Raw genomic sequence first — 18,392 nt, 5'->3', positions numbered from 1 at the left:
CGCGCTCAGTCGGCGGGTTCGAGCACGAGCCCGGTGCCGCCGCCGCGGCGCTCGGGTTCGGCCGCGGCCGTCATGAGCCCGTCGGCGTCAACCTCGATGGCCGCGGCCGCGCCGATCTCGCCCGTCGGGTTGATCACGTGCCCGTAGGGCGCGAGATCGTCGGCGTACTCCGAGATGAAGTCGGCTTCGGCGAGGACCGCTGCGGTGTTGCGCTGCGTCGCCCGCGGCGCCGCCACGGCCTCGGGCATGGTCATGCCGAGGTCGATGCGGTTCAGCAGGATCTGCACGACCGTCGTGATGATCGTCGAGCCGCCGGGCGAGCCGACCACGTAGCGCACCTCGCCGTCGTCGAGCACGATCGTGGGCGACATCGAGGAGCGCGGGCGCTTGCCGGGCTCGACGATGTTCGGGTCGTCGGGGTTCGGCACGAAGCTGAAGTCGGTCAGCTCGTTGTTCAGCAGGAACCCGCGACCCGGCACGGTCATGCCCGATCCGCCCGTCTGCTCGATCGTGAGCGTGTAGGCGACGGCGTTGCCCCAGCGGTCCACGACCGAGAGGTGCGTGGTCGACGGGCCCTCGGCGCCCTCCGGCATCGCCGCGGCCGCCGCGGCGCAGCCGGTCGCGTCGAGCGCGCCCGGTGCGACGGGCTTGACGGATGCCGCGTCCGGGTCGATCTCGCACGCCCGGGCGTCCGCGAACTCCTGGCTGAGCAGCGTCTCGGTCGGCACGTCGACGAACGCCGGATCGCCGACGTAGGCGTTACGGTCGGCGAACGCGTGCGCGGTGGACTCGAGGTAGAGATGCAGCGCCTGCCCCGGGTCATCCGCCGACGGCTCGAAGTTCTCGAGGATGTTCAGCGACTCGCCCACGGTCGTGCCGCCCGACGATGACGGCGCCATGCCGTAGACGTCGAGGCCGCGGTACTCGACGTGGGTCGGGTCCTGCAGCAGGGTCGCGTAGTCGGCGAGGTCGTCGGCGGTCATGGCGCCCGGATAGGCCGGCAGCGTGGCGTCGTCGGTCGTGATCGGGTCCTGCACGAGGTCGGCGATCTCGTCGGCGATGGCCCCCTCGTAGAATGCGTCGGTGCCGCGCAGGGCGATCTCGCGGAGCGTCTTCGCGAGGTCGGGATTCCGGAAGGTCGAGCCGACGACGGGGAGCTCTCCGCCCGGCAGGAACAGCTCGGCCGTGGCGGGGAACTGCTCGAAGCGGGCCTGGTTCGCCTCGGTCTGCGCCCGGAAGGTCTCGTCGACCTCGAATCCGCGCGTCGCGAGGAGGATCGACGGCTTCAGCATCTCCTTCAGCGACTCGGTGCCGAACTCGTCGAGTGCCGACTCCCAGGTCGCGAGCGTGCCGGGCACGCCGACGGACAGCCCCGAGTACACGGCGTCGAAGAACGGGTACGGCGCGCCCGTCGCCGGGTCGATGAACGCGTCGCTCTCCATCGCGGCGGGGGCGGTCTCGCGGCCGTCGATCGTCGTGACCTCGCCTGAGGCAGCGTCGAAGTACACGAAGTACCCGCCGCCGCCGATGCCGGCGCTGTACGGTTCGGTCACGCCGAGCGCGGCGGCGGTGGCGACCGCGGCGTCGGCGGCGTTGCCGCCCTTGCGCAGCACCTCGAGTCCGATGCGGCTGGCCTCGGCGTCGACGGATGACACGGCGCCGCCGGTTCCCGTCGAGGTCGCGGGCGACGGCGGCGCGGGCCTGCCCGCGTTCACGCTCGCACCGGGTGGCGCCGCGGACGGCAGGGCGGCCGCCGGACCGGCGGCGACGAGCCCTCCGGCCGCGAGCGCGGCGGCGGTGAGGACGCCCGCGCGCCGGAGCGCGGAGCGGGAACGGACTTCGGTGTCGACCATGGGATACCCCCCGAACTGGTTACAAGCGAATGCTGCCCACCGTAGACCCGGACGGCGACACCGGGCAATGGGGTTGCGCGGTGCGGTGGTCGACCGGCGACGGCGGCGGGCGGGGTCGACGCGGGGCCCGGCAGCCTGCGAATTCGCCCCGCACCGGGCTCGACGTGTCAGGGCGGGCGTAGCCTGAGGGCATGAGCCCACGTCGTACCGGGCCGTCTCGATTCCGAGCCCGCACCGTCGTCCCCGCCGTCGGGGTGCCGGTCGCGATCGCGGTCGCGGTGCTGGTGCCGATGCAGGCGAACGCCACGGTCGACCTGCCCGACAAGACGCCCGAGGAACTCATCGCGTTCGTGAAGTCGAGCGACGTCGACGCGTTGTCCGGCACGATCGAGCAGCGGTCCGAACTCGGCCTGCCCGACCTCGGTGCGCTCATGGGCGGCTCTGGCGCCGGCTCGGACCCGGGCCCCGGCGCCGGCGACGCGGATGGCGGCGACTCCGCGGCATCCGACACGTTCTCGGATCTCGTGTCGCTCGCGACGGGCAGCTTCGACGCGAACGTCTACCTCGACGGCGAGCACGCCCGGCTGCAGGTGCTCGATCGGATGGCCGAGCGCAACGTCTACGTGAATCCGGGTGAGGCGTGGTTCGTCGACTCCGAGTCGCAGACCGCCACGCGCCTGAGCGTGGCCGATGACGCCGACGTCGAAGGCTTGGAGGCCGAGCTCGAGCGGCTCGCCGCCGAAGCGAAGGACGCGGCGAAGGCGGAGGTCGAGGCGGAACTTCCCGACGGCGAGCAGCTGCCGACCCCCCAGCAGCTGCTCGACCGCGCGCTCGATCGGCTCGACGAGACCACTGAGGTCTCCGTCGGGACCGACGGGCGCGTCGCCGGCCGCGACGTGTACGAGCTCGTGCTCGAGCCGCGAACCGACGAGACGCTCGTCGGCGAGATCCGCGTCGCGGTCGACGGCGAGAACGGGGCGGCGCTGGCGGCATCCGTCACCGCGCGAGGCGCCGACGCGCCCGCGTTCGAGACCGGGTTCACCGACGTCTCGTTCGCCGCGCCCGATCCGTCGGTGTTCGTCTTCGAGCCGAGCGCGTCGTACGCGGTCGAGCAGGAGGAACTCCCCCTGCCGACCGTGGCGGAGCTGCAGCAGTGGGTCGCCGAGGCGCAGGCGCGCGAGGGCGGGGAAGCGGATGACGCGGCCGACGTGCCGCCGCCGGTCGTGCACGGCGAGGGCTGGGCGACGGTGGTCGAGGTGGATGCCGCGACCGTCGCCGAGGCGATGGCCGAGCACCGTGCCGAGACCGGTGCCGACGCCGACCCTGACGCGGGCGAGGGCGTCGCCCCCGCGACTGAGGCGCACTTCACCGAGGGCGAGGCGCTCGACCTGCTCGACACGCTGACGACCCCCGTCGACGGCGGCCGCGCGCTGCAGACGTCGCTCCTGTCGGTGCTGTTCACCGACGACGGTCGCGTGCTCGCCGGGTCGGTGCCGGTCGACACGCTCGTCGGGTACGCCGAGTCGGGTCGCTGACGGGCCGCCGGTGAGCGATCTCGCCATCCGGACCGACGGGCTCACCAAGCGCTTCCGCGCGCAGGTCGCGGTCGACGGCATCGACCTCGCGGTGCCGCGCGGTTCGGTCTTCGGCTTCCTCGGGCCGAACGGCTCGGGAAAGACCACGACCATCCGCATGCTGCTCGGCCTCGTGGGCGCGACCGCCGGCACCGCGCAGGTGCTCGGCACCGACATGCCGAAAGGGCTCGACGACGTGCTGCCGCGCGTCGGCGCGCTCGTCGAGGGGCCCGCGTTCGCGCCGTTCCTGTCGGGCGCGGCGAACCTCGCCCGGTTCGACGCCGCCGACCGGCACGCGGCGCCGTCGACGCGCGCCCGGCGCGTCGCCGACGCCCTCGACCGGGTGGGACTCTCGCACGCCGCGCGCAAGAAGGCGGGCGCGTACTCGCTCGGCATGAAGCAGCGGCTGGGGCTCGCCAACGCCCTGCTCATGCCGCGCGACCTCCTCGTGCTCGACGAGCCGACGAACGGGCTCGATCCCCAGGGCACGCGCGAGGTGCGCTCGCTCATCCGCTCGTTCGCGGCCGACGGCACGACCGTGTTCGTCTCGAGCCACCTGCTCGCCGAGGTCGAGCAGCTCTGCACGCACGTCGGGGTGATGAGCGCCGGGCGCCTCGTCGCCCAGGGAACGCTCGAGGAGTTCCATCGATCGGGCGAGTCGCGGGTCGAGGTGGTCACGCCGGACCCCGAGGCCGCGCTCGCGGTGCTGAGTCGCCTGGGTCTGGCGACGGATGCCGCGGCATCCGTCGAGCGGGCAGCGGATGCGACGGCATCCGGTGGGTCCGGGGACGCGCTCGTCACTGCGGCCCTGCCCGGTGACCGGAACCACGCCCTGCCCGATGGCCCGGCCGACGACCCGGCGCTGGGCCCGGCCCTGGGCCTGCGCGACGGCCCGGCCCCGGTCGACCGAGACCCCGACGGGCCCGCGGCCGAGGCGATCGTCGCCGCGCTCGTGCGCGACGGCGTGCGCGTGCGCGGTTTCGCGATCCGCCGCACGAGCCTCGAGCAGCGCTTCGTCGAGCTCACGGGGGAGGGCTTCGATGTCGTCGCCTGAGCCAGCTGCCGGGGTCGGCGCCGTCGGGCTCGGCGCGGCCAACGGCCACGGCGGCACCGCCGCCGCCGCGCCGGACCCCGCACGCCCGCGCGGCGGCGGCCTCGCCTCCCTCCTCGCCTCCGAGACCGCGACGCTCTTCCGCCGCTGGCGCACCTGGGCGATGCTCGCAGCGCTCGCGCTCATCCCGATCCTCATCGCGATCGCGATCCGCGTCGCGGGGCCGTCGAGTCCGGGCCGTGGACCGGCCTTCCTCGACCAGGTCGCCGGCAACGGACTCTTCGTCGGGGTGACCGCGCTCGTCGTCGCGACGCCGCTCTTCCTCCCGCTCACCATCGCGGTCGTCTCGGGCGACACGATCGCGGGCGAGGCGAGCCTCGGCACCCTGCGCTACCTGCTGATCGCGCCGGCCGGTCGCCTGCGCCTGCTGTCGGTGAAGTACGTGGTCGCCGCCGTGTTCTGCGCGGCGGCCGCGCTCACCGTCATCGTGGTGGGCACGCTCATCGGCTGGGTGCTGTTCCCGATCGGGCCGGTGACGCTGCTCTCGGGCGGCGAGATCTCCGTCGGCGAGGGGCTGCTCCGCCTCCTCGCGATCGGCGCATACGTCGCCGTCTCGATGCTCGGGCTCTCGGCGATCGGCCTGTTCGCCTCGACGCTCACGGTCGTGCCGGTCGGCGCGATGGCGGCCACCGCGATCCTCGCCGTCGTCGCGCAGATCATCGGCGCGATCCCCCAACTCGAGTGGACGCACCCGTTCCTGTTCACCGACCGCTGGTTCGACTTCGCCGACCTGCTGCGCTCGCCGCCGTCGTGGGAGTCCTTCGGCGACAACGCCATGCTTCAGGCCGCGTGGATCGCGGTGTTCGGCGGGCTCGCGGCGTGGCGGTTCGCGACGCGCGACATCCTCTCGTAGCGGGGTGGCTGCGGCTCAGCCGGGTCGCGAGCGGATGCCGCGGCCTCGCGCTACCCGTAGATGCGATCGGCGTACGACGGGCCGTAGTACTCGTCGAGCTCGGCGACATCCGCCTCGGGCCGTTCGAGGGTCTTGGCGATGAGCGCGCGGCGACGGACGGCGTCGGGGGTCCACGACTCCGGCTTCCACGCCTGCGAGCGGAGGAACGCCTTCGAGCAGTGGAAGAACACCTCGTCGATGTCGACGATGAGGGCGAGCGCGGGACGGTGCCCCTTCACGACCAGGTGGTCGAAGAACGGCGCGTCGCGCACGATCGTCGCGCGGCCGTTGATGCGGAGCGTGTCGCCGCGGCCGGGCACGACGAAGATCAGCCCGACGTGCGGGTTCCGCAGCACGTTGTGGAAGCCGTCCGCACGTCGGTTGCCGGGGCGCTCGGGGATCGCGATGGTCGTGTCGTCGAGCACGTGCACGAACCCCGCCGGATCGCCCTTCGGCGAGACGTCGAGGTCGCCGTGCTCGGCGCCGGTCGCTCGCCCCCGCGGTCAGCCGGTCGCGGCGCGGCGCTCGCCGACGCTCGGCGGGAGCTTGCAGAGGTCGTAGAAGTAGCGAGTCGGCGCGGACTCGTCGGTCAGGTCGATGACGACGTTCGTCGAGGCGTGGGGGAGTTCGTCGCCCGCGAGCGTCCAGACCGTGAAGTGCCAGATGCCCCGTACGGCGTCGTTGAGCAGACGCCGGCCGTCGACGACGAGCACGGCGTCGTCGGCCTCGGCCCCCGCGAGCGTGCCGGCGCGGAACGGCTCGACGGTCTCCGCACGGAGATCGGCCTCGGAGACGTCGCCGAGCGAGACCCGCACGGCGGGCTGCCCGCGTTCGACGAGCGTCGCCGCGAGGTCGTCGGCGAACCGTGCGGCGGATGCCTCGGAGGCGCCCTCCACCGCGACGAGCCGCCGCCCGCGCCACGAGTTGTGCAGGAACTCCTCCGCGACGGACTCGACGAGCGCCCGGCGGTCCTCGGTCACCTGTGCCATGGCGGCCACGCTACGCCGATGCCCGCGTCGCGGCATCCGCTCAGGCCGGTTCGGGCGCAGGCGCCGGTTCGGGCGCGACGGTCTCGTCCGCGTCGGCGGGCGCGAACGCGAGCAGCGGCCGACCCGTCGACGGATGCCGCAGCACGCTCGCCTCCACGCCCCAGACCGCGCGGATGAGCGGCGGGGTGAGCACGTCGGCGGGGTCGCCGGCGGCGACCACGACGCCGTTCGCGAGGACGACCACGTGGTCGGCGTACGAGGCGGCGAGCGAGAGGTCGTGCAGGGCGGCGAGCACGCTGAGCCCGTCGTCGGCGAGTCGGCGGAGCAGCCCGAGCGTTGCGAGCTGGGCGCGGATGTCGAGGTGGTTCGTGGGCTCGTCGAGGAGGAGCAGTTCGGGCTCCTGTGCGAGCGCGCGCGCGAGGTTCACGCGCTGGCGCTCGCCGCCCGAGAGTTCGTCGTAGCGACGGCTCGCGAACGCGGTCGCGTCGGCGGCGTCGAGCGCGTGCGCGATGACCTCGCGGTCGCGGGCGGAGTCCCCGCCCCACGCGGACTGGTGGGGGATGCGGCCGAGGCCGACGACGTGCTCGACGGCGAGGCCGTCGGGCGCCTGCGCGTCCTGTTCGACGAGCGCGATGCGCCGGGCGCGTTCGCGTCGCCGCAGCGCGACGAGGTCGTCGCCGTCGAGTGTGAGTGCGGCGACCTCCGGACGCTCGACGCCCGCGAGGAGGTGCAGCAGCGTGGACTTGCCGGCGCCGTTCGGGCCGAGGAGCGCGCCCACCGCGCCGCGCGGCACGGTGATGTCGACCCCGTCGACCACGAGCCGCGAGCCGCGGGCGAACGAGACCCGCGAGCCCTCGAGGCCGGTGCCGGGCCGCGCCGGGCAGCTCCCGCCTGCCGTGCTCGCCCCGCCGGATGCGCCGAGCCCGCACGGCGCCTCGGGAACGCGGCCGCCGCCGGCCCGCACGCCGCTCACGACGCCCTCCGTGCGCGAAGCAGCAGCGCCGCGAACACGGGCCCGCCGACGAGCGCGGTGAGGATCCCGACGGGCAGCTCACGCGGATCGAACAGCGTGCGGGCGCCGGTGTCGACCCAGACCAGGAAGACCGCCCCGGCGAGCGCCGACAGCGGCAGCAGCGCGCGGTGCCGCGCGCCGACGACGAGCCGCACCGCGTGCGGCAGGATCAGCCCGACGAACCCGATCGCCCCGCTCACCGCGACGAGTGCGCCGGTGAGCAGCGCGGTCGCGACGAGCAGCAGCGCGCGCGTGCGCGGCACGTGGATTCCGAGGGCGGATGCCGCGGTGTCGCCGAACGCGAAGGCGTCGAGCGTGCGCCCGGTCGCGAGCAGCGGCAGCCCGACGATCGCGATCGCGGCGCCGGCGAGCGCCGCGGCGGGCCATCCGGCGCCGGCGAGCGAGCCGAGCAGCCAGTTCAGGATCTCGCGGTAGCTGTCGGTCGTGGCGCTCCAGAAGATGACGAGGCTCGTCACGGCGCCGAACACGGCCGACACGGCGAGCCCCGCGAGCACGGTCGTGGTCGGGCTGAGCCCGCCGGCCGCGCGCGCGAGTCCGAGGGTCGCGGCGAGCGCCGCGAGCGCGCCCGCGAACGCCGCCACGGGCAGGGCGACGGCCATACCGAGCACGAGCACGATCACCGCGCCGACCGACGCGCCCGACGAGAGGCCGAGCAGGTACGGGTCGGCGAGCGGGTTTCGGGTGAGCGCCTGCATGACGACGCCGCAGATCGCCAGCCCCGCGCCGACCGCGGCGGCCGTGAGCACGCGCGGCATGCGCAGCTCCCAGACGATCGCGTCGCGGAGCGGCGACAGCGTCGGCTCGCCGAGCCCCAGGTGCGCGGCGATCGACGCGAGCACGTCGCCGGGCGCGAGCCCGGCCGGCCCGATCGTCACGGCGAGCACCACGGATGCCGCGAGCAGCGCGACGAGCGCGCCGCCCACGCCGACCGCGGTCGCCGTGCCCGCGCGCCGCGGAGTCCGGTCACCGGCCGAGGGTCCGCCGTGCGGCTCGCTCGGCCCGCCGTGCGGCCCCGACGCCCGCCCCGCACGGCGGGCAGGCTCGACGGACGGCCGCCCCGCGGCATCCGTCGCCCTGCCCGCCTGCATCGCCATCAGAGTGCCCCGAGCTGCTCCACGATCGAGGCGACGGCGTCGACGTTGCGGACGCCCGCCTCGGTCGACGGGAAGTCGACGATCACGTAGCGGCCCTGCTGCACGGCGGGCATCGCGGCCGTCGCGGGGTTCGCCTCGAGCTTCTCGATCTTCGCCTCGGCGGTGTTCCACGCGGCGTCGACGAGCACGATCACGTCAGGGTTCGCGTCGACGACGGCTTCCCACGAGAGCGAGGTCCAGGTGTCGTGCACGTCGGCGGCGACGTTCGTGAGGCCCGCGGCCTCCATGATCATCTGCGGTGCGCCGATGCCGGCGCCGACGAACGGCTGGTCGTCGCCCGAGGAGTACCAGAGCGCGGTGAGGCCGTCGTCGCTCGGCTCGATCGCCTCGAGCGCGGCGCGCTGCTCCGCGACGAGGTCGGCCGCGGCATCCGTCGCACCGAAGATCTCGCCCGCCTCCTCGAAGCCGGCGAACACGCCGTCGAAGGTCAGCGGGTCGGGCATGTAGCCCTCCGCCTTGCACGCGGCGGGCGCGACGTAGGTGTGCACGCCGAGCTGCTCGAGGGTCGCGCGGTCGCCCGCGCCCTCTGCGGTGAGGTTCGACTCCCAGCCGGCGAAGACCAGGTCGGGCTCGGCGGCGAGCGTCGCCTCCTGCGAGGGCACCTTGTCGGAGAGGATCTCGATGCCCGCAGCGGCGTCGGCGTTCTCGTCGGGCACGGGTCCGTCGGTGAACGCGGCGCCGACGACGCGGTCCTCGAGGCCGAGCGCGAGCAGCAGCTCGAGCGTCGACGACTTGATCGTGACGACGCGCTCGGGGGCGGCGTCGAAGGTCACCTCGGTGCCGCAGTTGTCGACCGTGACGGGGAAGCCGGACGCTGCGGCGTCCTGGCCGCCGCTCGCGTCGTCGGCGCCGGCGTTCGCCGTCGAGGCGCACGCGGCGAGCAGGGCGACGGATGCCGCGGCGGCGAGCGGCGCGACGACGCGCGCGGCACGGGATCGGGGATTCGTGAACGTGGACATGGGGCCTCCGGGACGGTGTGCGTGCGTGATCCGACGAACGTCGGCGACTCGCGGCCCAATCCCGGGCCGGCCCGACCGGTCAATCCGAACCGGCGGTCACTCGTCATCATTCCACGCGGTGGAAATGGATTCAATACTGGATTCTGGATCCAAAATGGTGCATGATCCAAATCACGGGTGCTGGAATCCACCCGAACCACGCGTCGCAGCGTTCAACGGAAGGACGTCGCATCCATGCAGACGACACCGGTCGAGTTCTACAGCGAGGGAGACCGCCTCGCGGGACTCTGGCGCACCCCCGATGAGGCGGGCCCGTACCGGGCCATCGTCCAGGGCCCCGGATGGCTCGGGCTGAAGGACGCCAAGCTCTACGTCCGCTACCACGAGGCCCTCGTGGCCGCCGGCTTCGCCGTGCTGGTCTTCGACTACCGCGGCTTCGGCGACTCGGGCGGCGACCGCGGCATCCTCTCCCCCGCCCGGCAGCTGCAGGACCTCGTCAACGCGGTCAGCTACCTGACCACGCGCGACGACGTCGACGCCGACGCGATCGGCGTCTTCGGCACCGGCGGCACGGGTGGCGGCAACGCCGTCCTGCTCGCCGACGCCGACCCGCGCGTCAAGGCGGCCGTGAGCCAGGTCCCGGTCGCCGACGGCACCGACTGGCTGCACCGCATGCGCCAGGAGCACGAGTGGCTCGCGTTCCTGGCCGGACTCGAGGAGGACCGGCGCCGCCGTGTCACGACCGGCGAGGGGCGTCTCGTGCACCCGCGCGAGGAGATCATGGTCCCGACGCCCGAGCGTCGCGCGACGACGATCAAGGCCGACGTGGACGACCGCATCCCGAGCGCCATCCCGCTCTCGTGCGCCGAGGAGATCCTCGGCTACCGGCCGATCGACGCCGCCGCCCGGCTCACCACGCCCCTCCTCGTCATCGGCGTCGAGGGCGACGCGACCACGCCCACCGACCACGCGGAGCGGCTGTACGCCGCGGCCCGCGGCCCCAGGCAGCTCGTCATGCAGCGGCACACCACCCACTACGCCGCCTACGACCGCTACTGGGAAGAGACCACCCCGCTGATCGTCGACTGGCTCGACCGCTACGTGCGCCCGAGCCACGTCGACGTCCGCACCACCCGCTCGCCCGGCCTGGGCGAGTCGATCGATCGCATGGAGGCACCGCAGTGACCATCGACCTGAGGATCGCCGGCGGCGTCGTCGTGACGCCGTCCGGCCCCACCACCGCCGACCTGCTGGTCGACGACGGCCGGATCGCCGGCCTCGTCGCACCCGGCGTCGCCGTCGACGCCGCCCGCACGATCGACGCGACCGGGCGGCTCGTGCTGCCCGGCATGGTCGACGTCCACGTGCACACCCGGGAGCCCGGCTACGAGCACAAGGACGACATCCTCACGACCACGCGGCAGGCCGCCGCCGGCGGCGTGACGACCATCTTCGGCATGCCGAACCTGAACCCGCCGACCGTCGACGTCGAGACGCTGACCGACGTCTTCGAGCGGTACGCGTCGACGTCGATCGTCGACTGGAACCACAACCCGGCGCCGACGAAGTTCGACGACATCGTGCCGATGGCCGAGATGGGCATCAACGCCTACAAGATCTACATGGTCGTCGACACCGGCCGCACCTACCCGCACCCCGCGGGCACCGGCATCCACGACCACGGCCACCTGCTGCAGATCATGGACCGCATCGCCGGCACCGGCAAGCGGTTCATCGTGCACCCGCACGACCAGGCGCTCATGGACTACATCGAGGGCGAGGTGCTGGCGCGCGGCGAGAACACGCCGCAGGGCTACGCCTCGGCGTACGCCGCGCGCGAGGGCGTCATCTGGGACACGGCGATCGACGTGATCCTGCGTCTCGCCGAGGCATCCGGATGCCCCGTGCACATCGCGCACATCCAGACACGCCGCTCGATCGAGGCCGTGCGACGTGCAAAGGCCGCCGGCATCGACGTCACGTGCGAGGTCAACCACTGGGCGCCGTTCCTCTCGACCTGGCACGACGTCGAGACGCTCGGCCCGTACGCGCTGTCGTACTGGGTGCCCGACGACAACCGCGCCGCGATCTGGGAGGGCATGCGCGACGGCACGATCGACATCGCGAGTTCCGACCACGCGCCCCACACGCGCGAGGAGAAGGAGATCGGCTGGACCGAGATGTGGAGCGCCCACACCGGCACGCCGGGCATCCAGTACTACTACGAGCTCATGCTCGACGCCGTGAACCGCGGCGAGCTGACCCTCGAGCGTGCGGTCGACATGGTCGCCCGGATCCCCGCCGACAAGTTCGGGCTCGCCGGGGTGAAGGGCACGCTCGAGGTCGGGGCCGACGCCGACATCGTGATCGCCGACATGCAGCACGAGTGGACGATCACGAACGACGACGTGCTCTCGAAGATCGGCTGGACGCCGTACGACGGCCGCACCATCAGCACCCGGATCGAGCGCACCCTCGTGCGCGGCCGGGACGTCTACGCCGACGGCGCCGTCGTCGGCGAACCCGGATACGGGAAGCTCGCGGCCGCGCCGGCCGACATCTCGGCCGAGACGGCCGGAACGGAAGGGAACTGACATGGCGATGAAATTCGGACTGCTGCTGCCGCACTTCGGCGAGGAGGCCAGTCGCGAGAAGCTGCTCGAGGGCTCGCAGCTCGCCGAGAAGATGGGCTTCGACTCCGTGTGGGTGCGCGACCACCTCGTCTTCGAGCCGCACGGCGAGATGGAGAAGCCGAACCGCACCTTCTACGACGCGCTCACGACGCTCACCGCGATCGGCGCGGTCACCGAGCGGCTCGAGCTCGGCACCGGGTCGCTCATCCCGTTCCGTCACCCGCTCGTCACCGCGCTCATGGCCGGCACGATCACCCAGCTCGTCGGCCCGCGCCTCATCCTGGGCTTCGGTGCCGGCACGTTCGACCACGAGTTCGAGGCGATCGGCTGGGGCGACCTCGACCGGGTCGAGGCGGTCCGCTCCAATGCCGAGATCCTGAAGCGCGTGTTCACCGAGAACGACGTGACCTACGACGACGGCATCTTCTCGTTCGAGAACGTCACGATCGAGCCGAAGCCCGTCGGCGGGCGCGTGCCGTTCTGGTACTGCGGCGCGACCCCGCGCTCGGCGCGGCTCGCGGCCGAGTACGCCGACGGCTGGATGCCGGGGCGCATCTCGCTCGCGACCATGGAGAAGCGCATCGCCAACATGCGCGAGCTGACGGATGCCTCGGGCCGCCCGATGCCGACCGTGTCGGTGATCCCGCCCACCTCCATCGAGGAGACGCGCGAGGAGGCCCTGAAGCACGTGAACATCCCGGGCCTGCTCGCCTGGGCGAACAAGGCGAAGTTCGCCGTCAAGCCGCCCTCGGGTACGTTCGAGACCGTCGAGGACCTGGAGGGCCAGCTCATCGTCGGCGACCCCGACGAGGCGGTCGAGGAGCTCCGCAAGTTCGAGGCGATCGGCACCGAGCACCTCGTGTTCGACTTCCGGTTCAAGTTCGACCGCTTCTTCGAGCAGATCGAGCTGCTCGGCACCGAGGTGCTGCCGAAGATGCGCCAGCGCGCCGCCGAGCCGGCGCTGACCTGATCGAGGGTGCCCCGTGGACATGGGAGAGGGGACTGCGATGACGACCACCATCGAGCCGGCCGAGGACGAGGCATCCGTCTCGTCGCTGATCTCGGTGCGCGACCTGACCGTGAGCTACGACGTCGCCCGGACCGGCAAGAAGCTCGTGGCGATCGAGGGCGTCGACCTCGACGTCCGCGAGGGCGAGTTCGTGACCGTGCTCGGGCCGTCGGGCTGCGGCAAGACGACCTTCATGAACGTGATCGCGGGGCTCGTGAAGCCCACGTCGGGGCAGGTGCTCGTGGCCGGGGAACCGGTCACGGGCCCCGGCCCCGACCGGGCGGTCGTGTTCCAGGACTACGCGCTGCTGCCGTGGCGCACGGTCTTCGACAACGTGAAGTTCGGGCTCGAGATGCAGAAGGCGTTGAAGGGCAGCGGATGGCGCGACCGCGTGCAGGAGGCGATCGAGCTCGTCGGGCTCAGCGGCTTCGAGCACTCGTACCCGCGCGAGCTCTCGGGCGGCATGCAGCAGCGCGTGGGTCTCGCTCGCGCGATCGTCGCCGAACCGCGGATCCTGCTGATGGACGAGCCGCTCGGCGCGGTCGACGCGCTCACGCGCGAGGTCATGCGCGCCGAGATCGAGAAGCTCATCGCGGCGACGGGCAAGACGGTGCTCTTCATCACGCACTCCATCGAGGAGGCGATCCTGCTCGGCGACCGGATCGTGGTGTTCAAGAGCCATCCGGGCGCCATCAAGGAGGTCATCGAGACCGGACTCGCGCGACCGCGGTCGGAGCGCAGCATCCAGAGCGACCCGCGCTTCCTCGAGCTCCGCGACCACCTGTGGGACGCGCTGCAGGGTGAGGCGACCGCAGCGGCGGTGTCGAAGTGAGCACGTTCCTCGCCTCGGGACCGAACCTCGGTCGCGGCGGCATCGGAGCGTGGCTCGCCGGGCTGAGCGCGCGCGGCAAGGCGCTCGTGCTCGCCGCCGAGGTCGTCGTGATGCTCGTGCTCTGGCAGCTCGTCGTCGGCGTGCTCGGCTGGATCAACCCGGTGTTCTTCCCGCCGCCGTCGGCGATCTGGCAGGGCTTCCTCGAGCTGTGGTCGAGCGGGGTGCTCGCGACGAACGCGCTCGTGTCGCTGCAGGCGTGGCTCACGGGCTTCGCGATCGCGGTCGCGATCGGGATCCCGCTCGGCCTGCTCATGGGCACGTCGCTGCCCGTCGACCGCGTCGTCGGGCCCATCGCGTGGACGATCTACGCGACGCCCACGATCGCCTACCAGCCGCTCGCGAAGGCGTGGTTCGGGTTCGGCATCGGTCCCGTGATCTTCCTCGTCGCGATCAGTGCGGTCTTCCCGATCCTGCTGAACGTGGCGGCGGGCATGCGGACGACGAATCCGTCGATCATCCGGGCCGGCACGGTGTTCGGTGCGAGCCGGTTCCAGCTGTACCGGTCGGTGTACCTGCCGTCGACCGTGCCGTTCCTCTTCGCCGGGCTCCGGCAGGCGGTCGTGCTCGCGACGATCGGCATGGTCGTGGCCGAGCTCACCGGTTCGGCGCAGGGAATGGGCGCGGTCATCATCCGCGCCGCCAACACCTACCAGACCGACCAGGCGTTCGCGGCGATCGCGCTCGTCGTGGTGTGGAGCGTCGGAATGACGCAGGTCGTGACCCTCGTGGAGCGCTGGGTCGCACCGTGGACGAGGAAGGCACGCCGATGACCGTCACCTCAGCGACCGGGACGAACCGCATCGTCCGTCCGCGCCGGGTCGTCCGCTCCGGCGAGGGCAAGTGGGCGTGGCTGCTCGTCGGCGTCGTCGCAGCCGTCCTGCTCATCTGGGAGGCCGCGGTGAGCTGGCTGCAGCTCGTGCCCGCGGCGTTCCTGCCGCCGCCGACCGAGATCATCGCCGCGTTCGTCCGGCTTCTCGGCGAACCGGAGTTCTGGCAGGCGTTCGTCTACAGCATGCAGAACCTGCTGATCGGTCTCGCCCTCGCGATCGTCGTCGGCGTGGTCGTCGGCCTCGCGGTCGGCTGGTCGCCGGTGCTGCGCTTCACCGTGGCACCGTTCCTCTGGCTGCTGTACTCGACGCCGAAGGTGGCGCTCGCGCCGCTCTTCATCCTGATCCTCGGGCTCGGCAACGAGTCGAAGATCGCGCTCGTGTTCTTGCTCGCGGTGTTCCCGATCATCCTCAACACGATGGAGGGCGCCGTCGCCGTAAGCCCGTCGCTCGTGAGCGCGGGCCGCGTCTTCGGCGTGAACGGCGTCTACCTCGGCTGGAAGGTGATCTTCCCCGCGACCCTGCCGTACAGCCTCTCGGGCATTCAGCGCGGCGCCGCCCTCGGGTTCACGGGCGAGGTGCTCGGCGAGTTCCTCGGCGGCACGGGCGGCCTCGGGCACCTGCTCGAGTTCGCGGCGTACCAGTTCATGATGGCCGAGGCGATCGCCCTGGTGATCGTCATGGTGATCATCGCGAACCTCACGCTGTGGCTCATCTCGACGCTGCGTCGCCGGCTCGCCCCCTGGTACGACGACCGCAAGATCGTCGGGGCGTCGTAGGGGGCTCGCGCATGCTCAAGCAGATCATCCGGCCCGTCGGGGTCTACCCGCCGACGGCGGACTTCAGCCAGGCCATCCGCGTCTCCGGTGGCGACCTGGTGTTTGTCAGCGGCATCATCGGCATGCGAGCGGATGGCACGATGCCGCCCGACGCCCGTGAGCAGGTGGAGCTCGCCTTCGCCAACCTCGCCGCGGTGCTGGATGCCGCGGGCGCGACCCCCGCCGACGTCGTCAAGGTGAACGTGTTCGTCCGCGACGACTTCCGGCTCGTGCGCGACGACGTGCGCGACATCCGCGCCCGGTACTTCACGCACGACTTCCCCGTGTCGACGCTCGTGCAGGTCGCCGGCTTCGCCGGCCCCGAGTACCGGTTCGAGATCGAGGCGATCGCGGCGGTGCCGTCGCGGGCGGATGTCGCCGCGCCCGCCTCCCCGCCCGAACCCGCCGCTCCGCGGAGCGGCTGACGCGGCATCCGCTCGCCCCAGACCGCCGGCCCCCGTCTCATGCGCGATGACGGGGGCCGGCTGCTCTGCGCTGGAGCGCCGGTTCCGGCCCGGTCCGCGTCGTCCGATGGGTGCCCTCACTGTGACCAGAATCGGACGGGTGCTCCATGACGACGCTCGCGCCGATCCCTTCGCGGCGTCGAAGACCGCGACCGCCCAGTCAGCTACCGTCAGCGAGACGCCTGCGCGCTATGCACGCCCACGCCTGCCCTCCCAAGCGGTGAAGATCAGGATCCACACGATGAATCCGAACGCACCGACCCCGAGGAGTCCCCCGAGCCCGAACAGGACGAGGAGGACCAAGGTCGGTGGCCGGCGAGACGCCCTTCAGCGAGGGGAACAAGGACGTCACCATCGACAGACGCAAAGATGTAGGCCGCGAGCCACCACATCCCCACGCCATCGCGAGAGCTCCGACACCACCCAGCACAACGCCGAAGAGCGAGCTGTCCTCTTCCTCACGCCGGCGGAAACCAACCTGGTCATCGTAGTGACGCGTCCTGGTGACAGGACACCCTGCTCACGCTCAGCGACCATCGTCGGTGGACCGGCGACCGAGCGGTTCCGCCGGATGGTGTTCACCCACCATGCATCAACGGTGTCCGGGTAGCCGCCGTCGCACGAACGCGAGACGACGATGGACTCGTGAACTGAGGGAGAAAGGTGGTTCAGTTCTCCTTTTCTCCCGGATTGCGTCGACCGGATCCCTCACGGACTTGGAATCCGGGCGCGAGTCATTGCGTCGAGCGACGGCGTGGCCGCCGCTGACGGCGCACACTGATCGCACCCGCAGTCGATCTGTTCATGAATGTCGAGGTGGAAAGGTGAACCGCGCATACCTCTCCACCCGACCTGTGGAATCACATCAGTGCCCGATCCGGGCCGCGACCTGTGACCGCCGCAGCCGGGCACGCGACGGGCCCCCGCCGTCATGCGCTGCGGCGAGGGCCCGTCGATCGTGCGGGGGATCGGGTCAGGGGTAGGGGAGCGTCTCCGGACCGGAGTTGTCGAGGCCGAGGAGCTCCTGGGCCTTCTCGAGGTAGACGAGCTGCGCGGTGTCGAACTCGATCGGCTCGAGGCTCTGCGTCTCGACGGTGGTGTCCCAGGCCTCGGTGTCGAAGTAGAGGTTCTGGCACGCGAGGTGGCCGTCGAGCACCCAGGGGCTGTCGGAGCCGCGGAGCGCCTCGACGTCGAAGTCGTTCGCCTCGTAGATGTCGAGCACCTCGCTGACGTTGTCGGGGAACTCGCCCGGCGCCGGAGCGGTCATGAAGTCGACGGCCTTCAGCGTCGCCCGCAGGAATCGCACGAGCGTGTTCGGGTTCTCCTGCACGTAGCCGCTGCCCGCGACCATGACGTCGTTCGCCCAGTTCCGCAGCGCCTCCACCGGGAACTTCGCGCCGGCCTCCTCCAGCGCGGGGCGGTCGTCGCCGTAGAACGGCTGCAGCGTGATGCGGTCGTTCACGAAGAACTCCGTCCACGACTCCGAGCCGGGGCCGGGGTAGACGACCTCGACGTTCACGCCCTCGAGGTCCCAGCCCTCCTCGGCGAGCACGCGTGCCCGCTGGAATTCGGCCGGGTCGCCGGGCGTGCCGGCGAGCACGATCGAGGTGCCCTCGAGGTCCTCGACCGACTCGATGTCGGGCTGCACGGCGAAGTCGAAGTTCTGCCGGCAGTAGTGCCCGGAGACGAGGTCGACCTCCACGCCGCCGCGGATCGCCTCGATGACCGTGCCGGTCGATTCCACGCCGATGTCGGCGCTGCCGGATGCCACGGCCGCGGTGACGTTGTCGGCCGTGATGACCTCGACCGTGAGGCCCTCCTCCTCGTAGTAGCCGAGGTCGGTGGCGAGCACGTACATCGAGTACATGGTGATGTCGGGGAAGGGGATGGCCACCGTGATGTCGGTGTCCTCCGGCTCGCCGGGTTCGCCGTCGGCGAGCTCGACGGGCTCGGTGTCGTTGCCTGCTGCGGGGGCGCCCGCGGCGCAGCCGGTGAGCAGTGCGAACACTGCCAGGCCGGCGGCCGCGGCGAGGCCGGAGCGAGGGATGGATCTGCGCATGACTCTCCATTCTTGGCGGGTTGACTCGCGGTCGGCGTCCCGCGGAGAGCGGAGCCTCTCGCGAATTGCTGGATACCGTATCCAAAACTGGAGCTTCTGTCCACGGTTTGCTGACGAACGTCTTC

Annotated in this window: 17 protein-coding genes; 10 read left to right on the top strand and 7 right to left on the bottom strand. The window is 72.0% G+C overall.

All coding sequences use genetic code 11. The annotated features are described in order from the left end of the window. Positions 1–5 precede the first annotated feature (5 nt). Positions 6–1,853 carry a gamma-glutamyltransferase gene (gene ggt, locus GJ743_RS18935; RefSeq protein WP_155053460.1) on the bottom strand — a complete coding sequence of 616 codons (1,848 nt, stop codon included), beginning with the start codon at positions 1,851–1,853 and terminating at the stop codon, positions 6–8. Positions 1,854–2,044: 191 nt separating this feature from the next. Here ggt and GJ743_RS18930 point away from each other — a divergent pair, with 191 nt between their 5' ends. From GJ743_RS18930 to GJ743_RS18920, 3 genes are read left to right on the top strand one after another with little or no spacing between them, the layout of a single operon-like run. Continuing rightward, on the top strand, positions 2,045–3,388 hold the full coding sequence (locus tag GJ743_RS18930; RefSeq protein ID WP_155053459.1) for a LolA family protein: 1,344 nt from the start codon (positions 2,045–2,047) through the stop codon (positions 3,386–3,388). Positions 3,389–3,398: 10 nt separating this feature from the next. After that, on the top strand, positions 3,399–4,481 hold the full coding sequence (locus GJ743_RS18925) for an ABC transporter ATP-binding protein (protein WP_328289356.1): 1,083 nt from the start codon (positions 3,399–3,401) through the stop codon (positions 4,479–4,481). Further along, the gene (locus GJ743_RS18920) at positions 4,468–5,391 is read left to right on the top strand and encodes an ABC transporter permease (RefSeq protein ID WP_155053458.1); all 924 of its coding nucleotides are present in this window, start codon (positions 4,468–4,470) and stop codon (positions 5,389–5,391) included. The genes GJ743_RS18925 and GJ743_RS18920 overlap by 14 nt, the downstream gene beginning before the upstream one ends. A gap of 50 nt (positions 5,392–5,441) precedes the next feature. Here the strand turns inward: GJ743_RS18920 and GJ743_RS18915 are convergent, their stop codons facing one another. The 5 genes from GJ743_RS18915 to GJ743_RS18895 form a co-directional block, all read right to left on the bottom strand. Beyond that, positions 5,442–5,861, bottom strand: a complete 420-nt coding sequence (locus tag GJ743_RS18915) for a pyridoxamine 5'-phosphate oxidase family protein (RefSeq protein WP_376862060.1) — start codon at positions 5,859–5,861, stop codon at positions 5,442–5,444. A gap of 72 nt (positions 5,862–5,933) precedes the next feature. Next, positions 5,934–6,419: a nucleoside/nucleotide kinase family protein gene (locus GJ743_RS18910; RefSeq protein ID WP_155053457.1), complete on the bottom strand. Its 486-nt coding sequence runs from the start codon at positions 6,417–6,419 to the stop codon at positions 5,934–5,936. A gap of 40 nt (positions 6,420–6,459) precedes the next feature. After that, on the bottom strand, positions 6,460–7,392 hold the full coding sequence (locus GJ743_RS18905) for an ABC transporter ATP-binding protein (protein WP_328289355.1): 933 nt from the start codon (positions 7,390–7,392) through the stop codon (positions 6,460–6,462). Next, positions 7,389–8,540, bottom strand: a complete 1,152-nt coding sequence (locus tag GJ743_RS18900) for a putative F420-0 ABC transporter permease subunit (protein ID WP_155053495.1) — start codon at positions 8,538–8,540, stop codon at positions 7,389–7,391. The genes GJ743_RS18905 and GJ743_RS18900 overlap by 4 nt, the downstream gene beginning before the upstream one ends. Before the next feature lie 5 nt (positions 8,541–8,545). Beyond that, positions 8,546–9,565 carry a putative F420-0 ABC transporter substrate-binding protein gene (locus tag GJ743_RS18895; protein WP_155053456.1) on the bottom strand — a complete coding sequence of 340 codons (1,020 nt, stop codon included), beginning with the start codon at positions 9,563–9,565 and terminating at the stop codon, positions 8,546–8,548. 234 nt (positions 9,566–9,799) lie between these two features. Between GJ743_RS18895 and GJ743_RS18890 the strand changes: the two genes are divergently transcribed. From GJ743_RS18890 to GJ743_RS18860, 7 genes are read left to right on the top strand one after another with little or no spacing between them, the layout of a single operon-like run. Beyond that, positions 9,800–10,750: an alpha/beta hydrolase gene (locus GJ743_RS18890; protein ID WP_155053455.1), complete on the top strand. Its 951-nt coding sequence runs from the start codon at positions 9,800–9,802 to the stop codon at positions 10,748–10,750. Then, positions 10,747–12,159 (top strand): dihydroorotase, encoded by a 1,413-nt coding sequence (locus tag GJ743_RS18885; RefSeq protein ID WP_328289354.1) that lies wholly within the window; start codon positions 10,747–10,749, stop codon positions 12,157–12,159. The genes GJ743_RS18890 and GJ743_RS18885 overlap by 4 nt, the downstream gene beginning before the upstream one ends. Before the next feature lies 1 nt (position 12,160). Beyond that, entirely contained in the window at positions 12,161–13,168 is a 1,008-nt protein-coding gene (locus GJ743_RS18880) for an LLM class flavin-dependent oxidoreductase (protein WP_230386929.1), read from the top strand. 37 nt (positions 13,169–13,205) lie between these two features. Next, on the top strand, positions 13,206–14,039 hold the full coding sequence (locus tag GJ743_RS18875; RefSeq protein WP_155053454.1) for an ABC transporter ATP-binding protein: 834 nt from the start codon (positions 13,206–13,208) through the stop codon (positions 14,037–14,039). Beyond that, positions 14,036–14,869, top strand: a complete 834-nt coding sequence (locus GJ743_RS18870; RefSeq protein ID WP_166548424.1) for an ABC transporter permease — start codon at positions 14,036–14,038, stop codon at positions 14,867–14,869. Before GJ743_RS18875 ends, GJ743_RS18870 begins: the two co-directional genes overlap by 4 nt. Continuing rightward, positions 14,866–15,705, top strand: a complete 840-nt coding sequence (locus GJ743_RS18865; protein ID WP_155053453.1) for an ABC transporter permease — start codon at positions 14,866–14,868, stop codon at positions 15,703–15,705. Before GJ743_RS18870 ends, GJ743_RS18865 begins: the two co-directional genes overlap by 4 nt. Before the next feature lie 11 nt (positions 15,706–15,716). Further along, the gene (locus tag GJ743_RS18860) at positions 15,717–16,169 is read left to right on the top strand and encodes a RidA family protein (RefSeq protein WP_155053452.1); all 453 of its coding nucleotides are present in this window, start codon (positions 15,717–15,719) and stop codon (positions 16,167–16,169) included. A gap of 1,012 nt (positions 16,170–17,181) precedes the next feature. Here GJ743_RS18860 and GJ743_RS18855 read toward each other — a convergent pair. Then, positions 17,182–18,267, bottom strand: coding sequence for an ABC transporter substrate-binding protein (locus GJ743_RS18855; protein ID WP_155053451.1), 1,086 nt, complete (start codon positions 18,265–18,267; stop codon positions 17,182–17,184). Positions 18,268–18,392 lie beyond the last annotated feature (125 nt).

It is taken from the genome of Agromyces bracchium, assembly GCF_009709675.1.
GTDB lineage: Bacteria > Actinomycetota > Actinomycetes > Actinomycetales > Microbacteriaceae > Agromyces > Agromyces bracchium.
The sequence above is the reverse complement of the archived record's forward strand: the minus strand, read 5'-3'. Positions and strand labels throughout refer to the sequence as shown.

Excerpts from the sequence above, each read along its gene's own strand:
- ggt (WP_155053460.1), bottom strand. The coding sequence starts at position 1,853 with ATGGTCGACACCGAAGTCCGTTCCCGCTCCGCGCTCCGGCGCGCGGGC.
- GJ743_RS18930 (WP_155053459.1), top strand. The coding sequence starts at position 2,045 with ATGAGCCCACGTCGTACCGGGCCGTCTCGATTCCGAGCCCGCACCGTC.
- GJ743_RS18920 (WP_155053458.1), top strand. The coding sequence starts at position 4,468 with ATGTCGTCGCCTGAGCCAGCTGCCGGGGTCGGCGCCGTCGGGCTCGGC.
- GJ743_RS18910 (WP_155053457.1), bottom strand. The coding sequence starts at position 6,419 with ATGGCACAGGTGACCGAGGACCGCCGGGCGCTCGTCGAGTCCGTCGCG.
- GJ743_RS18900 (WP_155053495.1), bottom strand. The coding sequence starts at position 8,540 with ATGCAGGCGGGCAGGGCGACGGATGCCGCGGGGCGGCCGTCCGTCGAG.
- GJ743_RS18895 (WP_155053456.1), bottom strand. The coding sequence starts at position 9,565 with ATGTCCACGTTCACGAATCCCCGATCCCGTGCCGCGCGCGTCGTCGCG.
- GJ743_RS18890 (WP_155053455.1), top strand. The coding sequence starts at position 9,800 with ATGCAGACGACACCGGTCGAGTTCTACAGCGAGGGAGACCGCCTCGCG.
- GJ743_RS18880 (WP_230386929.1), top strand. The coding sequence starts at position 12,161 with ATGGCGATGAAATTCGGACTGCTGCTGCCGCACTTCGGCGAGGAGGCC.
- GJ743_RS18875 (WP_155053454.1), top strand. The coding sequence starts at position 13,206 with ATGACGACCACCATCGAGCCGGCCGAGGACGAGGCATCCGTCTCGTCG.
- GJ743_RS18865 (WP_155053453.1), top strand. The coding sequence starts at position 14,866 with ATGACCGTCACCTCAGCGACCGGGACGAACCGCATCGTCCGTCCGCGC.
- GJ743_RS18860 (WP_155053452.1), top strand. The coding sequence starts at position 15,717 with ATGCTCAAGCAGATCATCCGGCCCGTCGGGGTCTACCCGCCGACGGCG.
- GJ743_RS18855 (WP_155053451.1), bottom strand. The coding sequence starts at position 18,267 with ATGCGCAGATCCATCCCTCGCTCCGGCCTCGCCGCGGCCGCCGGCCTG.